The 19,051-nt window shown below is 54.3% G+C and carries 16 protein-coding genes; 3 read left to right on the forward strand and 13 right to left on the reverse strand.

Translation table 11 applies throughout. The features are described 5' to 3' along the window. Positions 1-276: 276 nt before the first annotated feature. From FH871_RS30745 to FH871_RS30755, 3 genes are all read right to left on the reverse strand, one after another. On the reverse strand, positions 277-2,691 hold the full coding sequence (locus FH871_RS30745; RefSeq protein WP_138995157.1) for a gliding motility-associated C-terminal domain-containing protein: 2,415 nt from the start codon (positions 2,689-2,691) through the stop codon (positions 277-279). A 190-nt stretch (positions 2,692-2,881) separates the two neighbouring features. Next, a complete protein-coding gene (locus tag FH871_RS30750) occupies positions 2,882-3,835 on the reverse strand; it encodes a D-2-hydroxyacid dehydrogenase (protein WP_138995158.1) in 954 nt (317 codons plus the stop codon). A 157-nt stretch (positions 3,836-3,992) separates the two neighbouring features. Further along, positions 3,993-4,961 carry a YheT family hydrolase gene (locus FH871_RS30755; protein ID WP_138995159.1) on the reverse strand — a complete coding sequence of 323 codons (969 nt, stop codon included), beginning with the start codon at positions 4,959-4,961 and terminating at the stop codon, positions 3,993-3,995. Between the two features lie 63 nt (positions 4,962-5,024). On the opposite strand from FH871_RS30755, the gene FH871_RS30760 reads away from it, so the two are divergent. Next, complete coding sequence (locus FH871_RS30760) at positions 5,025-5,489, forward strand: hypothetical protein (RefSeq protein WP_138995160.1); 465 nt, start codon at positions 5,025-5,027, stop codon at positions 5,487-5,489. A 24-nt stretch (positions 5,490-5,513) separates the two neighbouring features. Here the strand turns inward: FH871_RS30760 and FH871_RS30765 are convergent, their stop codons facing one another. From FH871_RS30765 to FH871_RS30775, 3 genes are all read right to left on the reverse strand, one after another. Continuing rightward, positions 5,514-6,785, reverse strand: a complete 1,272-nt coding sequence (locus FH871_RS30765) for a PD40 domain-containing protein (protein ID WP_138995161.1) — start codon at positions 6,783-6,785, stop codon at positions 5,514-5,516. A 212-nt stretch (positions 6,786-6,997) separates the two neighbouring features. Then, positions 6,998-7,396: an inner membrane protein YiaA gene (gene yiaA, locus FH871_RS30770; RefSeq protein WP_114404373.1), complete on the reverse strand. Its 399-nt coding sequence runs from the start codon at positions 7,394-7,396 to the stop codon at positions 6,998-7,000. A gap of 277 nt (positions 7,397-7,673) precedes the next feature. Then, a complete protein-coding gene (locus tag FH871_RS30775) occupies positions 7,674-8,996 on the reverse strand; it encodes a hypothetical protein (RefSeq protein ID WP_171063014.1) in 1,323 nt (440 codons plus the stop codon). A gap of 192 nt (positions 8,997-9,188) precedes the next feature. On the opposite strand from FH871_RS30775, the gene FH871_RS30780 reads away from it, so the two are divergent. Then, positions 9,189-11,669 (forward strand): cation-translocating P-type ATPase, encoded by a 2,481-nt coding sequence (locus tag FH871_RS30780; RefSeq protein ID WP_138995163.1) that lies wholly within the window; start codon positions 9,189-9,191, stop codon positions 11,667-11,669. A gap of 41 nt (positions 11,670-11,710) precedes the next feature. Here the strand turns inward: FH871_RS30780 and FH871_RS30785 are convergent, their stop codons facing one another. Beyond that, positions 11,711-12,070: a hypothetical protein gene (locus FH871_RS30785; RefSeq protein WP_138995164.1), complete on the reverse strand. Its 360-nt coding sequence runs from the start codon at positions 12,068-12,070 to the stop codon at positions 11,711-11,713. Positions 12,071-12,224: 154 nt separating this feature from the next. Here FH871_RS30785 and FH871_RS30790 point away from each other — a divergent pair, with 154 nt between their 5' ends. Then, positions 12,225-12,716 (forward strand): hypothetical protein, encoded by a 492-nt coding sequence (locus tag FH871_RS30790; RefSeq protein WP_138995165.1) that lies wholly within the window; start codon positions 12,225-12,227, stop codon positions 12,714-12,716. Between the two features lie 34 nt (positions 12,717-12,750). On the opposite strand, the gene FH871_RS30795 is transcribed toward FH871_RS30790, so the two are convergent. The 6 genes from FH871_RS30795 to FH871_RS30820 all read right to left on the reverse strand — a co-directional run bounded on the left by FH871_RS30795 (position 12,751) and on the right by FH871_RS30820 (position 18,916). Beyond that, complete coding sequence (locus FH871_RS30795) at positions 12,751-13,530, reverse strand: GNAT family N-acetyltransferase (protein WP_138995166.1); 780 nt, start codon at positions 13,528-13,530, stop codon at positions 12,751-12,753. Positions 13,531-13,556: 26 nt separating this feature from the next. Further along, a complete protein-coding gene (locus FH871_RS30800; protein WP_138995167.1) occupies positions 13,557-14,321 on the reverse strand; it encodes a glycosyltransferase family 2 protein in 765 nt (254 codons plus the stop codon). Then, positions 14,318-15,307, reverse strand: a complete 990-nt coding sequence (locus tag FH871_RS30805) for a glycosyltransferase family A protein (RefSeq protein WP_229317725.1) — start codon at positions 15,305-15,307, stop codon at positions 14,318-14,320. The genes FH871_RS30800 and FH871_RS30805 overlap by 4 nt, the downstream gene beginning before the upstream one ends. Continuing rightward, complete coding sequence (locus tag FH871_RS30810) at positions 15,291-16,106, reverse strand: phytanoyl-CoA dioxygenase family protein (protein WP_114404366.1); 816 nt, start codon at positions 16,104-16,106, stop codon at positions 15,291-15,293. The genes FH871_RS30805 and FH871_RS30810 overlap by 17 nt, the downstream gene beginning before the upstream one ends. 166 nt (positions 16,107-16,272) lie before the next feature. After that, complete coding sequence (locus FH871_RS30815; protein ID WP_138995168.1) at positions 16,273-17,223, reverse strand: hypothetical protein; 951 nt, start codon at positions 17,221-17,223, stop codon at positions 16,273-16,275. Continuing rightward, the gene (locus tag FH871_RS30820) at positions 17,213-18,916 is read right to left on the reverse strand and encodes a hypothetical protein (protein WP_138995169.1); all 1,704 of its coding nucleotides are present in this window, start codon (positions 18,914-18,916) and stop codon (positions 17,213-17,215) included. The genes FH871_RS30815 and FH871_RS30820 overlap by 11 nt, the downstream gene beginning before the upstream one ends. Positions 18,917-19,051: the final 135 nt, after the last annotated feature.

A 19,051-nucleotide genomic window follows, 5' to 3' on the forward strand; every position in this document is an offset into this window, starting at 1 on the left:
CCTGCCGGGGCTTGGAATACGGATTTGCCGGCTGTTTCTATTTACAGAATACCCCTCCGGGGTAAAAAGCTACAAATCCAATCCTTTAGATCAAGCTGATTCGATGGCATGCGTACTACGTTTTATCAGGACGCTCCTGCCGGGGCTTGGAATACGGATTTGCCGGCTGTTTCTATTTACAGAATACCCCTCCGGGGTAAAAAGCTACAAATCCAATCCTTTAGATCAAGCTGATTCGATGGTATATAAATTGACCAGAACGAATAGGGAAGCGAATCAATACGTTACCAAAACCGCCCCCCGGTATTCCGGGAGCAAAGGCTGGTTGGTTTTGATCAGGTAATGGTAACTCCCCGCCTGAACCTTCTGGCTGCGGTAGGTGCCATCCCACGGTTTGTCATAGCCTTTCGAATGAAAAACCACCTCACCCCAGCGGTTGTAAATCGTGATTTCGCAATCGGGAAACTGATCGGTATTGCGGATTTCAAACGCGTCGTTGATGCCGTCGTTGTTGGGCGAAAAAGCGTCCGCAATGAACATCCGTTTCAGCACATCGACCAGCACACTTTTCTCCGTCCGACAATCGCCGGGGGCGGAAACCGTCAGTTTGTAAGTGGTTGGAGCCGTCGGACTGGCCTCCGGATTCAGGCTGGTGGGGTCCGACAGACTTTCGGGCGGCTCCCACAGAAAACCATTGGTTTGCCCTTTGATGGTAGGCTTTAACGTAACCGTACTGCCCATGAGCACACTTACGCGTTCCGGCAGGTTCACATCGGCGGGTGGTTCAACCCGGATTTGCCGGGTGATCGTAACCGGGCAGGGCGAGGTTCCGGCATAGGTGTAGGTAATGGTATGCAGACCGGCTCCGGCTTTGCCGGGATCGAACTGACTACCCGTTACCCCCGGCCCCGAAAAGCTCCCACCCGCCGGGCTGGCCACCAGCAGCAGCGGTTCGGAACGGGTCGCACACACGGGAGCCAGGCTGTCAAACTGCATGGCCGGACGCGGAATAACCGCCAAAGTCAAGGGGGCTGAAAGGGCCTGACAACCATTGCCGTCCGTGATCCGAACCTGATAGGTGCCCCCTTGTCCGACCAGCCGGGTGGCGGCATTACTCGCATTAAGCGAGGCTGTATTGAAGTACCATTCGTATTGATACTGGCTCCCGACAGTGGCATCCAGCCGGACTTCATTATCCTGGCAAATCGCCGACGCCGAACTGGTCAGTGTTGCTTTGGGATTCGGATTGACGACAACCGAGAGACTGTCGCGGTTGGTGCATTCCATCGAAGACGTGGCCCTAACGCCGTACAAACCGGTTTTGGTGACGGTGAGTGAGGTGCCGGTGGCTCCCGGCAAAACCGTACCGTCTGCGGTCCATTGGTACGTCACCGCGTTCTCCTGCGGAACCGACAGCACCAGCGATGTCCCTTCACAGAGGGGTAGCTCCTGATCCGCTGTAATTTTGGCTGCGGGCGGAGGCAAAATCCTGGCCCGGGTGATTTTTGACGTGGTGTCGTTGCCGCAGGTGGTGGCAAAACTCTTCACAACCGCATAATCGCCGGCTTCCGTGACGGTCAGTGTGGGGGCGGTGGCCCCCGGAATGTTGGAGCCGTTGCGTTGCCACTGATACGACCAGAGTGGGTTCGTTTCGGTCGAAAGCAGGGCGGTGGCCCCTTCGCAAAAAGGCAAATCCAGCGTTTCAACGTTTCGGTAACTGATGATGGGCGGGGGTGGCGTGTTGTTGCCGCAATCGACCACCGGCATCTGAAACTCGCGCCGAACGGCACCAATCCGGACACCATTGCGGTATTCTTCGCACAAAACCGCAAAAATAAATAACCCCGTTTGGCTGGCGGTTACGCTCAACTGGCCGGTTTGCGGGTCAATTTTCAAGGCCGGGTTTCCGGGGATGGAACTGGCGGCACTGTAGCCCGGCGACCAGTTTACTTCCGGATAGGTCGTGTGCGAACGCCCGTCGCCAACGGTATTTTGGGGGGTATTGTCGGTGTAACCGGCCAGTGGCGTTACCAGCGAGTAGCGGAGTTGATCGCCGTCGGCGTCGGTGGCGCTGAAATCCAGTTTAAACGGTTTGCCAACGCAGATGTATTCGCCGTTGGGAAAGTTGAACGCCGGGCTGGAGTCGAGGAAGGCGGAACCGCTGCGTACGATGGCCGGAAACTCCATGTAAAACACCATGCCTTCGCCCCCGGGGTTCTGGATGTTGCTGATGTCGGCACTGCGGCAACAGCGATCCCAGACGACGTAATAACCGCCGGGGTCATTGTAGGTGGCCGGATTCAGGTAAACGTCGGTGCTGTAGTTCATGCCCAGTACACTCAGGTTGCGCAGATCGGCGCAGGCCTGGTTGTCGTACCGAACCCGCTGGGAACCGGTTTGCCGGACGGTTGCGGTATTGATGCGGACGTGATCGCTTTTCCGAAAAATGTAGAGGATAATCTCGCGTTCGTAGGTGTCGGGCGTGGAGTTGGCCTGATCCAGATACAAGGTGAGCGTCAGCGTGTAGTAATTGGTACGGGTCGTTGCCCGCAGACTCATATCGCCCCCATAAATGTGTTTCCCGAAGCCATCCGGCAGCAGACAAAAGTTCAGGAACAGACTACAAACGGCAACCCAAAGCCACCGAAATGCCGGAACACCTGGCGTGAACCGACCCAACAACACGGTCATAATACAGTTTCGTAGAAGGTTGAAGCATAAAAACTTGCTGACGGAATAGGGTGTGTATTCTTATGAATCGAAAATATACGAAGTTTCGAGTCTATAAGTTACCGAAACTGACGGAACGGTATATTATATAAGACCAAAAAGCCCCGCAAAGCGTTGCGGGGCGAAGAAAAGAGGAAGGAGTCTGGGTGGTTTAATTCACAACGTTTCGCGGTTTTCCGGCAAAAAAGGCCCGAATGTTTTCGGCGGTTTCGTGCAAAAGCCGCTGACGTGATTCCAGCGTGGCCCAGGCCTGGTGGGGGGTAACGATACAATTCCGGGCCGAAAACAGGGGATTGCCCGCTGAAGGGGGTTCTACCGACACGACGTCGAGCCCGGCCCCCGCCAGCCGATCTTGGTTGAGGGCTTCGGCCAGATCGGGTTCGTTGATGAGGGCACCCCGGCTGGTGTTGATCAGAAATGCCGTTGGCTTCATTTGGCTCAGCAGTTCACGGTTGACAAAAGCCCGGTTTTCGTCGGTGACCGGGCAGTGCAGCGACACCACATCACTTTCGGCAAAAAGCGTCGTCTGATCAACGTAGCGAATACCGGCTGGGGGCTCCTCATCGGTGTGACGGCGGTTGACGAGAATATTCATGCCAAAAGCCTGGCCAATGGAGGCCACGCTTTTTCCGATGTCACCAAAACCGACGATGCCCAGCGTTTTGCCGGCCAGTTCGACCAGGGGCGTTTTCCAGTAGCAGAAATCCGGATTCCGGGTCCAGTCGCCCGCCCGCACACTGTCGGCATGTAAGCCCACCCGGTTGGTGAGTTCGAGCAGCAGTGCGATGGTCAACTGAGCCACCGATGGTGAGCCGTAGCCTTTCACGTTTGTCACCACAATGTCGTGCTCCCGGGCGGCTTTGACGTCGATGATGTCGTAGCCGGTGGCCGTCACGCCGATGTACCGCAGTTTCGGAAGCTGTTCCAGCGTCTCGCGGTTCATTTTCACTTTGTTGACCAGCACCATATCGGCGTCTTTCAGTCGCTCGATCAGTTGGTCGGGCGCGGTGCGGTCATACAGCGTAACGTTGCCGAGGGATTGGAGGGGCGTCCAGTCGAGGTCGCCGGGATTCAGGGTATAGGCGTCAGCGTAAACGAGGTTCATGGGCAAAGGGGGGAAATGACGCTGAAAGATACGGGGAAAATGGGCTTCGTAGAATGATAAATATCGAATGATAAATGATAAATGTAAAAGTGCCGCATTGGAAAGATTTTTATATTTACCATTTATCATTTGATAGTTATCATTCTTTATTTTTTTCCTAAACAGAGCCAATCACAAACGCCAGTGCCCGGCGTTCGGCCCACGAGAATTCATCCCCACGAACGGCAAAGCCCACGTGACCGCCGGTTTTGGGCGTTTCGAGGTAAAGATGCGGGTGTTTTTCGGCCAGCCACGCGGGCGAACATTCGGGCGACAGCAGCGGGTCGTTCTGGGCGTTGACGAGCAGCGTCGGAACGGCAATGTCGGCCATGTAGTTGACCGCCGAAGCCTGCGTATAGAAATCATCCGCATCGCGGTAGCCGTTCACCGGAGCCGAAAAATGGTGGTCAAAATCACGCCAGAGCCGCACCTGGTCCAGCTTGGTCATGTCGAGTTTTCCCGGAAAGAGGTCGGCCTTCTGCTGCATTTTAATGATCAGTTTCTTCATAAACCGATTGCGGTAAAACCGGTTTCGGGGCAGATCGAGCTGTTTGGCACTGGCTTCCAGGTCCGTCGGTGACGAAACCGCCACGACTTTCCGGATGACGTCGGGCAACTGCCTGCCGTGAACCCCCGCGTATTTAAGCACAATGTTTCCGCCCATGCTGTAGCCCACGAGCGCCACTTCGCGGTACGATCTGGTTCGCAGCGCGTGGGCGATCACTTCGGCGATGTCGCCAATTTCGCCGTGGTTGTAGAGCCGGAACGCCCGGTTCATTTCGCCACTGCACGAGCGGCAATTCCAGGCCAGCACATCCCAGCCCTGCCGGACAAAAAGTTTGGCCGTTGCTTTGATATAATGGCGGTTGGAATCGCCCTCCAGCCCGTGGGTCATGATGACCATTTTATCACTTCTCCGGTCGATCCAGTCGAGATCCACGAAGTCGCCGTCGGCCAGTGTGAGCCGTTCCCGTTCATAGACCACGCCTTCCACTTTGCGGAGGATGCTGGGAATAATGGTCTCAAAATGACCATTGATCAAATACCGGGGTGCTCCGGGGTAAGAAGAATGTCGGAGAACCGGCATACCGTAACCTTTTAGTCGTTAATGCTGTTAATTTTAACGAAATTTAGTCCGGTTGGTTCCCTTATGGAAATTGCAAAGTATTTATCGGTTTTAGTAGCCAGCATGTTGAAGTTTGTTGGCGGCCCCGTAACCGGCGTCGCGGTGGGTCTGACGTGGCCGGAAACCTGGCTGTTTACGGTGGTCGGGATGATGGCCAGCGTGGTGTTGGTGACGTATGCCGGAACGGCCCTGCAACTCCTGATGGCCCGGTTTCGGCGTTCGGCTCCCAAACGATTTACCTCCAGGACGCGGCTGGCGGTAAAGATTTGGAAACGCGCCGGGATGATGGGCATTGCCTTCCTGACGCCCCTGCTGTTGACGCCCATCGGTGGAACGATCCTGGCGGTTTCGTTTAAAGTAAGCCGTTCGCTGATTTTCAGTTACATGCTGATCAGTGCCTTATTCTGGGGCATTGTGTTTACGCTGGCGATCTACGAATTGCCGGAATTATTCAGCCGCTTTGGCGGAAATGGGCTTTTGAGGAAGTGAGGGGAATGGGGGGGGCGGCAGCTCTCACAAAAACACGGAATAATACCCTTTCTTGCCCTGCACAACTGCACTAAAAATCAACCGCTCATTGCCAACCCAGCGCGGTGCAAAGTCCTCCGATGGGTTCAGACCCGGCAGCAGCTTGATTTGTCGAACCTGGCCCGTTTTCAGATCCCGAACCCAGAGGCTGTACGATTTCCCGAGATAGTCGGTCCGTGAACTCAGGAAAGCCAGCATTTTTCCGTCGGGCGAAAACGACGGATGGGTATCGATCCAGCCGGGTTGCGTTTCGAAATAGCTCATTTCGCCACGTCCGTCGGGTGAGTACAGCGAAACCGTCGCCCGCCACTGGTCGTTGGCATTGGCGTTGCGGGCGCGGGATACGGCGATAAACTGGCCATCGGGCGACCAGTCCAGGGCGCTTTGCCGGATGTAATTCGATTCACGAACGGGCAAAACCGGGGTGAGGGCCGTCGCGGAGCCACCCGACGTCGCTATTTTCCACAGGCGGGATTCTTCGTTGGAAACTGTCGCGTACGCCAGCCATTGGCCATCGGGCGACCAGGCTATCGACCCAATCCGGCTCGCATCCGTAACGGGAAGGGTCCGGCTCGTCTCAGCCACCAAATCATACACAATGATTCCATTCTCCGTTCTGGAAGGGTAAGCCAACTGTTTGCCATCCGGCGAAAATGAGGCTCCCGCACCCTGGCGGTTTACGAGTTTTTTAGTGATTGGCTGCTCATTTTGCAGGGTAGCCACATACAGCGGAGTGACATGCGTACCGGGGGTTTCCTGAATCAATCCGGTGTACGTTGCTTTCGCGCCATCCGGGGTTACATCGCCCCCGAAGACGTCTTCTAAAAAGCCAAATCCAGGATAGTAAGCCGATTGCGAAAGAAACGCCGTACTGGCCATAACCAGATTGGAGTTCGCGGGGGGCGCCCCTTCGTTTTTCGAGACAATGCGGGCCACGATTTGCTCGCCCATCTCCGAAGCCGGAATCCGGATTGATTTTTCGTCAGCGTCGAGAATCCGGTACGTTTGAAACGTCCCTAACTCACTTTTGGCAATCTGAACGGCATATTCCTGGGCTTCTACGTCGGCAATATCGGGGCAGGGCGATGTAATGCAAACCACCCGATTGGGTTCCCAACTCAGGTTATAGAAAGCGCCTGATACGACAATCTGCAACGTGACGGGTCGTACGCGTTTGGTCGGATCGACCGCTTTCTCTTTGCAGGAAAGGAAGATCGTCAGTAGCAGCAGCAAAGGCTGTGAAAGAAAGCGTTTCATCGTAAAACCGGATTCCTGGTTGGTTCGATTGAAGACCCGGATTGCCTCACAAAGGTTGCAAAACTCCGTGAAACGTAAAATACCCGCGACCAGCTGAATCGCTCAACCGGTCAATCGGGTTTGATACTCAAATCGGAAAGGAATCGACAAAAGGAAAAGCCGGTTTTTCTGATTTCTAAAAACCGTTCCTACCAGGCTTATTCACCACCAAGTCAATCTTTCTTCGCAAATTCCTGGTTATCGCGGGTGTTTTTCTGGACGGCGATGGCTCCGAATAAACCGAGCATGAAGGCAAATGCGTAAAATCCTTTTTCACTCGGCAACAGCGTCGCGTTCCACAGGCCGATGGTCAACAGCGTAATGGCGAGGAGCGTTGAAAACCAGCAGAGTCCGTAATAAATATCCGTCACCGGATACCCTTCCAGCCGATCCCGGACGCTTTTCTGCAACGATACAACGGAGAAAAGGCCCATCATCAGGACGGTAAAGTAGAATCCTTTTTCGTTTAAGAGCATTTCGGAGCGCCAAAGCCCGATTAGATACCCAATCATGCCGGTGCCGAGTGCAACCCATGATGCGCCGACAAAAGCGGCTGATGTTTTCTGATTCATTGTGTTGTTTTCTGTTTGTAGTGTGTAACGCGGCTGTTGCTCATCGTGCCCGTAAACCGGGTCGGCTGGCAGCAGCGGTTACAAAAATAGCTTTGGGATGACGCTGTCGGTAGTGCCAGTTTCTAACGAGTTACTTTGAGGCTACAAATGGTGGTTTTCAGGCTTCCGTTGGTAACTTGATGATGACTTGTTTTTGGTCGCATAGCGACCTGATGTTTGTAGGAAATAGGCTATCTCGCTCTTATTTGGTCGCGTAGCAATCTAACAAACGGTTGAACTAAGTCAACCCATTTAGAATCCCCGTTTGCGCCAGCAAAACCAGACCGGTTTGCTCGGCCGCCAGGCCCGGTTCTATCTGGTGGCGGCACACTAGTTTTCCGTCGATGATCTCCGTTCTGAAGCAGTTTAATTGCACGGTGTCGTTCGTTCGATACGTCGCACTGATTTCCGGGAGGTGTGACGAGACCAGGAACAAACTGCCGCGCTGCCGGATGAACGCATCGATCACCTGCCGCGAACACGCCAGCGCATCTTTCGGGTTCGTTCCCCGAAACAGCTCATCAGCGATGACGAAAACCGTCTGGTGATCAGCTATCGCATCGGCTACGGCTTTGATGCCCATCAGTTCACTGTAAAAATGACTATGCCCCAGTTCCAGGTTATCGCTGAGGTGAATGCTGGTGAATAAACCGTCGAAAAAACTGATTCGCAACGATTGGGCCGGTACCGCCAGACCGACATGAGCCAGATAAACGACAATTCCGCATGCTTTCAGAAAGGTGGTTTTTCCACTCATATTTCCCCCCGTCACCAAAGACAGGCAGCCGGGAGCCGACAGGCAAAAGTCGTTGACGATGGCAGTAGATGCATCGAGCAGGGGATGTGCCAGTCCGGTAACCTGAAAGATCGCTCGTTCAGCATCGATAAACTGAGGGTAAACCCAGCCTGCGGTTTGTGTAAAATGGGCGAGGGTACAATAAGCATCCAATTGATACAAAGCGTCGAACACAACCCGGACAGCGTCGTTCTTTTGGTGCCTGAGGATAAAGTCGGCTTGCAGAACCGCCACCGGATGATTCGAATTACGAAGGGCCATTTGGATGGCCGGATCGTCAAAAAAAGTATTCAGCGTATCTAAAATCGTGTGGAGAGGAGCCGGAAGCTGCTTTACCGTGCTAAGCCACCCGGTTTTTTCTTCGATAGCCCGCAAAACAAGCTGAATCGCAGCCGTTCCGCCCCGCAGCCGGTTGAAATCGTGCGGATGAAAGCGGGAAAACCACCAGGCTCGCTGTTGCCGTTTCAGCCAGCCCGTCGCCGAACTCCAGGCCAGGTTGCTGATGAGGTGGTTTTCGGCGGCCAGTATATACGCATGGGCGACGTCGATGGTAAGCGGCTTCAGATGCCGGACTACGAACTGGAAAAGAGCCTGTCGCTCCCTGACCTCGGGTAGCGTAACACAGGGCGAAGCCAGGAGGAGTTCGAGTGCATCCCGGCCCCCATACGTTCGTGTTTTTCCAAAAAAGCCCAGAATGCTTCTGTCACCCGGTTGTTGGGGCAGCAATTGCAGTTCGTGTAACGTACGGATAGACGGTTTTTTCATGGTTGGCGGGTGTGGCAGCAAACCTAACGAAACCATTCGGCAGTCATTTGTTAAAAAATCACAAAACGGAATCCGCTAATTCGCGATGACCATCGTCAGCAACCAGACTGTTCTGCATCACTCGGTTATCCACGACAAGATCGTATCTTTCCACCCATTCGTTTACTTCGCCTTTCCTTTCCAGCCGAAAAGATGCCGACCACGCTCCAACCTTTGCAGGGACTTACAGACGACGCCATTGCCCAATCACGCGCTGAACAGGGGCGAAATGTCCTTACGACGGTCAACCGTTCGGGCTTGTTCGCAACGGTCCGGGAAGTTGCTACCGAACCCATGTTTATCCTGCTGGTTGTAGCCTGTACGATTTATTTTGGGATTGGTCGGCTGGAGGAAGGCATCACGCTGATCGTGGCCCTTTTTCTGGTGGCCGGTATTTCGGTCTATCAATCCGTTCGCAGCGACCAGGCGTTGGGGGCTTTGCGGGACTTGACCCAGCCCAAAGCGCAGGTTCGGCGCAATGGGATATTGACCACGATTCCGGTGGAAGACATCGTCGTGGGCGATGCGGTGCTGGTCGAAGAGGGCGAAAGCATCCCCGCCGACGGTCAAATTTACGAAACCAACGATTTTTCGGTGGACGAATCCATCCTGACCGGCGAATCGGTTGCCGTTGCCAAAATGCCCGGCGATCCGGTTTTTGCCGGTACCAACACGGCATCCGGCAGTGCGTGGCTAACCGTTACGGCGGTTGGCAGCCAAACCGAACTCGGACGCATCGGGCGAAGCATCGGCACCATTCTGACCGAAACAACGCCCCTACAACGGCAGATCAACCGGTTTGTCATCCGCATGGCCTGGATTGGCGGGGGAGCATTCGCCCTGGTGTGGGCCATCAATTTCGCCCGCTCCGGCGACTGGGTGACGGCTTTGTTGTTCAGCCTGACGCTGGCTATGTCGATTTTGCCCGAAGAAATTCCGGTAGCATTCAGCAGTTTCATGGCGCTGGGGGCTGCTCGGCTGAGTCGCATGGGCGTTTTGACCAAGCAACCGCAGACGGTCGAGAGCCTGGGTTCGGCCACCGTGATTTGCACCGATAAAACCGGCACCATTACGCAGGACGGCATGAGCGTCCGGCAATTGTACGATGGCGCAACGGATGTGCTGGTTTCGCTACCCGGCCCGTTGTCCGATTCGGCGGCACAGGTGCTGGAATACGCCCGCTGGGCGAGTGAAACGGAACCTTTCGATGCGATGGAAAAAGCCATTGTGGCGGCTTTTTTCGAATCCAATCCGGCTAAACCGGTGAATCTGTACCCGATGGTGCAGGAATATCCGCTGGCGGGGATGCCCCCCATGATGACCCACGTCCGGAAGGCCCCGACGGGCGAGTTGATGGTGGCGGGGAAAGGAGCCGTCGAACACATTCTGGCCGTTTGCCGACCCAACCCGGCGGTGGTTGATCGAATTCGTCAGCTAACCAAACAGTTGTCGGAAGGCGGTTTTCGGGTTCTGGGTGTGGCCAAAGGAATGTATGATATTCCCCATTTCCCGGCGGAACAGGATGATTTTACGTGGACCTTTCTGGGACTCGTTGCCCTTGAAAACCCGCCGAAGCCGAATGCCGCTGCGGTGATCCGGGCGTTTACCGAAGCCGGTATTGAGGTGAAGATGATCACCGGCGATTTTCCCGAAACCGCCCAGGCCATTGCCCGGCAGGTGAGTTTACCCGCGGCTGACACCTTCGTGACGGGCCAGCAGGTGATGGAAATGGACGATGCGACGCTCCGGCAGCAGGTAACCCAGACGGCGGTTTTTGCCCGGATGTTTCCCGAGGCCAAACTGCGGGTGGTGGAGGCTCTCAAGCAGAACGGCGAGGTGGTGGCCATGACCGGCGACGGCGTCAACGATGGCCCGGCGCTGAAAGCGGCTCACATTGGCGTGGCCATGGGAAAACGCGGAACCGAAGTGGCGCGTCAGGCGGCCTCGCTCGTGCTGGTCAACGACGACCTGAGCAGCATGGTTGATGCCATTGCGCAGGGGCGCCGGATTTACCAGAACCTTAAAAAAGCTATTGCCTACATTGTTTCCATTCACATCCCGATTATCCTGACCGTGGCGGTGCCGCTACTGGCGAACTGGAAATGGGAAAATCTGTTCAGCCCGGTTCATGTCATTTTTCTGGAACTGGTGATGGGACCGACCTGTTCCATTGCGTTTGAGAATGAACCCGCCGAAGCGGGGCAGATGCAACAGCCGCCCCGACCGCTCACCGACACTTTTCTGGCCGGGCCGGAACTGGGACGGAGCATTGCGCAGGGACTGGGGATTACGCTGGCCGTTTTGGGTATCTATTACGTCGCCATGCAGGCCGGGGGAAGCATGGAGTTGGTTCGAACGCTGGTTTTTTCGACCCTGGTGCTGAGCAACATCCTGTTGACGCTGGTAAACCGGTCGTTTACGCAGTCGGTGTTGCAGACCATTCGGCTGCCAAACCGCCTGTTGTGGCTCATGCTGGGTCTGACTTTTGCGCTCTTGCTTGTAACGTTGTTGGTTCCACCGGCTCAGGCGTTGTTCGGTTTCGTTCCCATTCCGGCATCGTCGTTCGGCTGGTGTGCGCTGGCTGCGCTGGTTGGCGTAGGCTGGATCGAGCTTTACAAAGCAGTTCGGTCCTGATTTCTTTGGTTTAGGGAAACACACAAAAACCGCTTTGTCGGTTAACTCAGCATCCGATAGACAACCAGAATGACACCGATGAGGTACAAGGTGGTAAATATCAGCTTATTGTAGCGGGCCAGCCACTCGGGCAGAAAGATGTCAAAATTGTCGTGTTCTGAATCGGAGTAGTTCCGGGCGAGGAGCGTTAACGGACAGCGGCCATTAAATCGCAGCAGGGTCAATCCTTCCAGAACAACCAGTCCAATGGCAATTCCCGTGTAAATGGTGATGTCGTCCGCCAATCCGCAATACAAGATGTAGCCAATAACGCTTACAAAAAAGAACCAGATGACGGTATGAATCAATTTCAGGACCACCAATTCATGGCCGTTGTTCGTGCGGTTTTCTCGTGAGTTCATCAGCCGCTAATGTATACACGAAAACCGGCCGCAGGAATTATCCAAATCAACGGTTCTACTGATCCTGCTCATGGCCGAACGGCCTGCCTGCCACTAGCTTTGGCAGAGCTTCCTAAATCCCCTGACCGGTGAACGAAAACCGCAAAAGCACGGTATGAAAACGACAACAGCACGCAATATTCTTCTGATTTTACTGGCGTTCCTGGGGTTGGGAGCCCTGGGAGGAGGGCTGACCTTCATGCTTTCGCCCGATGGTGCACTGATGGGCATGCCGGTGTCGGTGCTGGATCACTCGCCTTTTCGCAGTTTTCTGGTGCCGGGAATCATTTTATTCGTCGTTTTGGGGCTGGTTCCGGTTGGGTTGGTGTTTGCCTTGCTAAAAAAACCGACTTTCGACGGGGCCGAACGGCTTAATTTTTACCCGGATATGCATTGGTCGTGGACGTACAGCCTCTATGTCGCCTTTGCCCTCATTATCTGGATTCAGGTCCAGATGGTAATTTTTCAGGCCGTTCACTGGCTGCACACTTTCTACATGTTCTACGCGGTTGCGATTCTTTTTGTTGCGGTATTACCAGCCGTTCGAAATCGGTATAAGCAGGAAAGTGCCGCTGACACCGCCAAAACCGCCCGCATCAACGCGTAATGGCCGTTGCCGGAATCATTTCCGACTCTGTATTTTAGGCAAGCTGGTATTCGTAATACATAGTAACCGTCCGAAATCCGAATTTCTGATAAATCCGAAAACCGTCTTCCGAAGACTGCAGGAGTGCGGTTTTATACCCGGCCTGTTTCGCGTAATTTAAAGCCTGACGCATCAGTGCCGTTCCAATTCCCTGGCCCCGAAAAGCCTGGAGGGTGGCCAGGCTGTAAATGCCAACGGTTTGAGGATCAGATGGAAACAATTCGAGGACGGAAACCGGCTGGCCTTCCCAATCATACACCAGAAACACATTTTGTGGCGAATTCAGCAAAGCCGGGGCGACTCGCTGGTAATAGATTTCTACCTGTTGATCCGGCGGGGTCCAGTTCCGGGCGATTATGCTGGCAAAGTCTGCCAGTTCGTCCCGGGTTTTGACGACTCTGATTGCTGCGTGATTCGAATCACCGATTGGGCGGTACGCGTCCAGTGCCAGGATCATTCCGGGATCAGAACCCACGCAAACCGCCCCCAGTTCCTGCAAATACCCCCGTGTCGTTTCGGTGGCTGCGGTTTCGCTGAGCCAGAAACAGAAGGGTAGCCCGGCCTCTTTTGTGTAGGCAACCACGGTTTTCAGGGTATCAAAACTGGGCTGACTGGTGTTCTGAATGTGGACAATATTGAAGGTGTCGGACGGTAACTGCGCATTGACGACCGTGATTCCGTCGTTGGCCCAAACGTCCATGCCGGCGATTTGGACAGCCAGCGCCTGAATGTGCCGGTTGAAATTATCGTCCAGAAGCTGTTCCGGCGTACCCATAACGAATCAGCGAAACTGCATGTACACTACCGGCTTACCGGTGCCACGGGCTTGGCGGTTTTTTTCCGGTAATCACCCCGCGACAGGTATTTTTCGATCAGGCAGTACAGCAAAATGAAAAAATACCGGCTTCCCATTTCCTTGATTTTGAGCTTCGACTCGCCGTATTTCCGGTTCGTCCAGCTATTCGGCACCACGGCGTAGTTGTAGCCCCGTACCATCGCTTTCAGTGGCAGTTCAACGGTCAGGTTGAAGTGGGGAGACAGAAACGGTTTGAGTCCTTCCATCGTCTCGCGCTTGTAGAGTTTGAAGGCGTTGGTGGTGTCGTTGTAGCGAATGCCCATCATGATCCGAACGATAAAGTTGGCCGTCCGGTTAATGACTTTTTTCAATTCGGGATAATCGATCACTTTGCCGCCTTTGCTCCACCGGCTGCCAAAAACACAGTCGTAATCGCCTTCCAGCATTTTGTTGTAGAACTTCACCAGATCCTCCGGGTCGTCGGACATGTCGGCCATGAAAACCGCCACGCAGTCGCCCGTAAACCGTTCCAGACCGTAGCGAACGGCGTAGCCAAAACCGTTCGGCCCCGGATTCGTGTAATAGACCAGGGTCGGAATTTCGTGCGTTAATTGCTCCAGCACCTGCGCCGTCTGGTCCTTGGAATTGTCGTTGGTGACGCAGATTTCGTGCGGAATACCGTATTTGGCCAGCGTTTGGTACAACGATCGCAGCGTTTCAGGAATGGATTCCTGTTCGTTATAAGCTGGAATAACTACACTTAATTTCATGATCGATCCATTAAACGGTAAGGCATTAACCGGATGGCACTGTACACTTTCATGAGCGGTGCCGGCACAATGTAATTTTGTATGATATCCTTGGCAATCGACGATTTGGGCTTCCCCATGTACAGATACTTCAGGGCGATGCCCGCCCGGCGGAAGTAACTTTCACTATACTGGTTCGCATCCAGCATCAATTTATAATACCGGGCGATGTTTTTGCGCAGTACTTTGTCATACTTGTAATCCAGTTCGCGGTTGATGTTGGAATACATCAGAATCCGGTTGTTCAGAAACTTCCGGTCCTTTTCATTATCGGCGTAACTGGCACCGCCGAGGTTTTTCCGGTATACCGACATCACCTCATCGATGTATCCGATTGGACCGGCTTTGGCCAGCAGCACATTCCGCGGAATATCGCCACTCTGGGACTGGTAATACCAGGCCGGATACTCCGGAATGGCATTTTTCCGAAACATGATGCTGGAGGTGGCCATGAAAAAAATCTCATCTTCACCAATCAGATCATCCATCGTCACCACCGGTTTTTTGTCTTCAACCAGCAAAACCGAATCGTACTTTTCGTCCTCAAACACCACCCTGGCGTTGGTGAAGCAGCACGAATAGTCGGGGTGCTGGTCGAGCATGTCGGCCTGCTTTTGCAATTTATGCGGGCTGATCCAGTAGTCGTCCCCGTCCATTTGCGCAATGTATTCCCCCCGGGCCGCTTCAAATGTGCTCAGGGCATTGTGCATCCCGTTATTGCCCATGTTGGTCGGGTGCAGCAGCAACCGGATTTTGTCGGGATAGCGAGTCTGGTAGTCGGCCAGAATTTCGCGGGTGTTATCTTTCGATAGATCGTCGCCCACAATCACTTCAAAATCGAAGTTCGTCTGCTGGCTCAGAACGCTGTCTAACGTCTGACGAACAAATTTGGCGTGATTATAGGTAACGATACAGACGCTTACCTTCATCTTAATTGAAGATTTCATTCATCTGATTCACCGCCGGAAAATCGGGCGTAATCAGCTCGGCCTGGGGCTTGTAAATATACGCTAACGGATAGCCCCGGTCGATGAATGTACTTTCCAATAAGTTATTGTAACGAAGTTGAACGGACCAGCGAACCGATTCCGTCGAGTTGATTCCGGAACGGTGAACCAGAAACGCGGAGAAAAACAGCACATCGCCTACTTCAAACTCCAGCTGTTGCCAGTCGTCAGTCAGCAGTTCGTCGGGAATGGTACCGATGTAATCCACTGATGTTGAGTCGTATAAACCTGTCCGGTGGCTTTGCGGTAAAATCTGAAGCGCGCCCAGATCGGCTCCGGCCGGCACCAGCGGAAACCACACGACCACGCTGTCGAGCGATCCCTGACCCGTGCGCCAGTCCTGATGCGCTCCCAACCGCCAGTAGTCGTCGCGCTTGGCGAGGTGGCGGCTGTTGAACATCATGGCCGGCCGAACCCCAATCACGGGGTATTCCAGCCCAAGTTCTTTCAGGGTGTCCGTAATGCGGGCATCCGTACCCAGCCGGTGCAGCGAAACCATGTGCTGAACCTGTTTGCCGGTATTGGCAAAGGCCGTGAAATCGGCGGCAAAAAACCGGTACATGGCCTGTTCGAACGACGGCAGATCGTCGATGTCCACCGATTCGCCGAGGGTCCGTTTAATCTGATAGGCAAAAATCTGGCGGCCTTCCCGGTGGATGGCCGTAATTAAGTCCTTATCCAGAAAATTTTTCAGCAGAACGTACCCTTCCTGCTTGTATGAATCGCGGAGTGATGCCATGGCGGTATGAATGAGTTAAAATAGTACTAAACTAATGTAAACGATGTGGACGAATCTTGACAAAGGTACCTTACCTCACTGGTAATGTCAACTTAATCAGTGGCATTTTAGTAAACGAACCCTTCTTACGGAATGGCCTGCCGGTCAGTCGTTATGGAATAATTCCTTAATTCTCCTCTGCCTGAACGGCGTAGCCGAAGCCCGAAGCGCCAAAACCGTTGCCGTTGTAGAGCATCGTCCACTGGCCCTGGTGCTGGAAAAGGTGGCAATAATCCATCATGGACGAATCCCAGCCGTCTTCCGACCGCTCGATACCAGCCTGGTCGTCTTTCCGATCCCAGGTAATCCCGTCCTTCGACTCCGCATACCCGATGCGGTAACTCTTTTCCACGCTGGTCCGAAAGTCGGTGGCACTCCGGTAGGAATAATACATTTTGTACAAATCCCCGTCTTTAATCACCGCCGGGCGACCAATGGCGTCCGTAAATTCGTTGTAGCCGATGCAGGTGATGCCCGTGCGTTCCCAGGTAATCCCGTCTTTCGACTCGGCGTATTTCACGTTGTAAAATGGTTCCGGGTGGCCGTTGATGATTTCGATTTTGGTACACGACAGGTACCACATCCGCCAGCGTTCCGTTCCGTCGGCTTCGGTTTCGACCATTACACAGGGCTGCGCAATCCAGACCTGGTCGTAAATCGAACGGTCGAGCAACGGCCCGTCGTAGGCCCGCTCAAACGTAAGGCCACCGTCGCGGCTGATGGCCAGACCAATGCCGAGCCGGTACCAGGCGGTTTCGCTTTTATTCCAGCCGGTATAATACAGCCAGATTTCGTCACCCCGTTTGATAAACCACGAAGGCATCGCTCCGGTTTCGTCAAACATGCCAACGGCGCCTTTGCTCAGACACGGTTTGTCGTGAACATACAGCACTTTCGACAGATCGTTGGCGTCCAGTTCGACAAACGAGGTAGACGAGGAGCGGTTTTCGTCGCGGGTGGCAAAATACACCCGCAGCCGTTCGTCGCTGATCGGGTAAGCAAAGGGAACCTGCGCGTGGGTGCGGCTAAACGGAAGCTGTCCGTCGGTTTTGTAAATAAGTCCTTTTTTAATCCACATGGGTGTTGGTAGTTGAGATCGGTTGTTGGTAACGATCGGCGCGGACGTAAATGCGCGTCTTGTCAATATCGCCGGCCAGGCGGTAATGCGCGGCCACGAAATCCCGCAAGGCCGGGAACGATTCGTGACCCTGCGTCGCCCGGTCGTTCAGCCAGAGCGATTGCCCGACGGCATCGACAAAAACCGGCGGCATGGAACGACGCAGATCCGCGACGTAGCGTTTGCGGTAGATGTCGCGCATCGGATGGTCGAAAACGCAGCGGATGGTGTGGTTTTCGTTTACGCCCTGCGGCATTTGCGCTTCGACGTAATACTTGCACATCCAGCCCCAAACCGCCAGCTTTTCGCCGGGTTGGGCAAAATCCAGAATCTTCCGGGTAACCACCGACTGGGGCATTTTCCGGCTATTCTGCACGCAGGCATTGAACGGCGTGCGGTTTACAGCCCAGCTTACGTAGCGAACACCGTACGGAATCAAGGCTGCGGCCAGCACGACGGCGGCAATGCGGGGAGCGACCCACGGGCGGTTGCGCACGGAATGGCGGATTTCGCTCAGAAACCAGCCGTTCAGCAGACCGATGGGGCCGATCAGAAAGAGCAGATAATGGGTGTATTCCGATCCGGTTCGGGTGATGGCAATAAAGGTAAAACCGATCAGCAGGAGCAAAAAAGCCCAGATTTTCCAGTTGGTGATTAGTCGGAACTGGTTTCGGATCAGAAAAGCCAGAAATGTGATGCCCAAAAGCAGGGAAAGCCAGACAAACCAGTTGAATTCTTCGATTTTCCGAAAAAAAGCCGGTAAGCGGAGCAAATGCGCCCAGGCTTGTCCATCGCCACCGCCGTAATTGAAATTGGCGATGATGTAAAAGGTGATCATGTCGTCAAAAACGCCCGTCAGGGAGGTCAGCAGCACCACCACCAGCGGAAAGCTCATTCCACCCAATACAAGCCCGGCAAGTCGGGCGGTTTTTTGGCGAACCGTCAGATTTTTGCGGATGAACACGTCGATGGCAACGAACAGACCCACGCAGAACATCATCGGAACCGCCTGGAGTTTTCCGAACGGAACCATCCCGGCCACCAGTCCGACCAGAAAAATCCGGCTTTGCGACGGAATAGATTGCTGTTGCAGACCTGCGTACCAGTAATACAACAGGCCCAACAAAAAGATGGGCAGGTGTTCGCTGCTGTAATGCACCAGATCGGCGTTCTGGGTCATGGCCAGCAAAATCAGGGAGGGTAGCAAAGCCCAGCGGGCCACGTTTTCGCCAAACCAGCGTTCCAGCGTCCGAAACAGCAGCCAGAGGGTGGCCAGGATCAGCAGCAGGCCGGTGACGCGGGCGGCAATGTAGTCGAAGGTGAAGCCCAGCCAGCCGGGAATCAGCAGCAAATAACTATCCAGTGGCCCACCGGTTGTGCCGTCGACCGAGCGCCAGAAAACCGGGTCGACACTCAGCGTTAGTCCCTGGGCAATAATCTGACTTTCGTCGGGATTCAGTTCCTGGTTAAAAACCACCACCGGTAACCGCATGAACACTACGGAACCCAGCGCCAGCACCAAAAACAAAGTCCGGCTTTGCCAGACCGTATTCGGACGTAGCCAGGCCGGACCAATTGCCAGAGCGCCGGTCAGCCAGAGCAAACCGTAGCCAATTCCCAGAAATACGATGGGGTTTGAGTCAAAACTGAGCATACCTTCCGAACTAAAAAGGTCAGCCGCCCGCAGGTGGCTGACCTTTGCCTTGCTTTCAGAATACGTTAGATCTGAACCTGCAAACGCTTCACCATGCTGTCGTGCATTTGCACCAGCGTTTGACGCAGATCATAT

This window comes from Larkinella sp. C7 (assembly GCF_006149005.1).
Lineage (GTDB): Bacteria > Bacteroidota > Bacteroidia > Cytophagales > Spirosomataceae > Larkinella.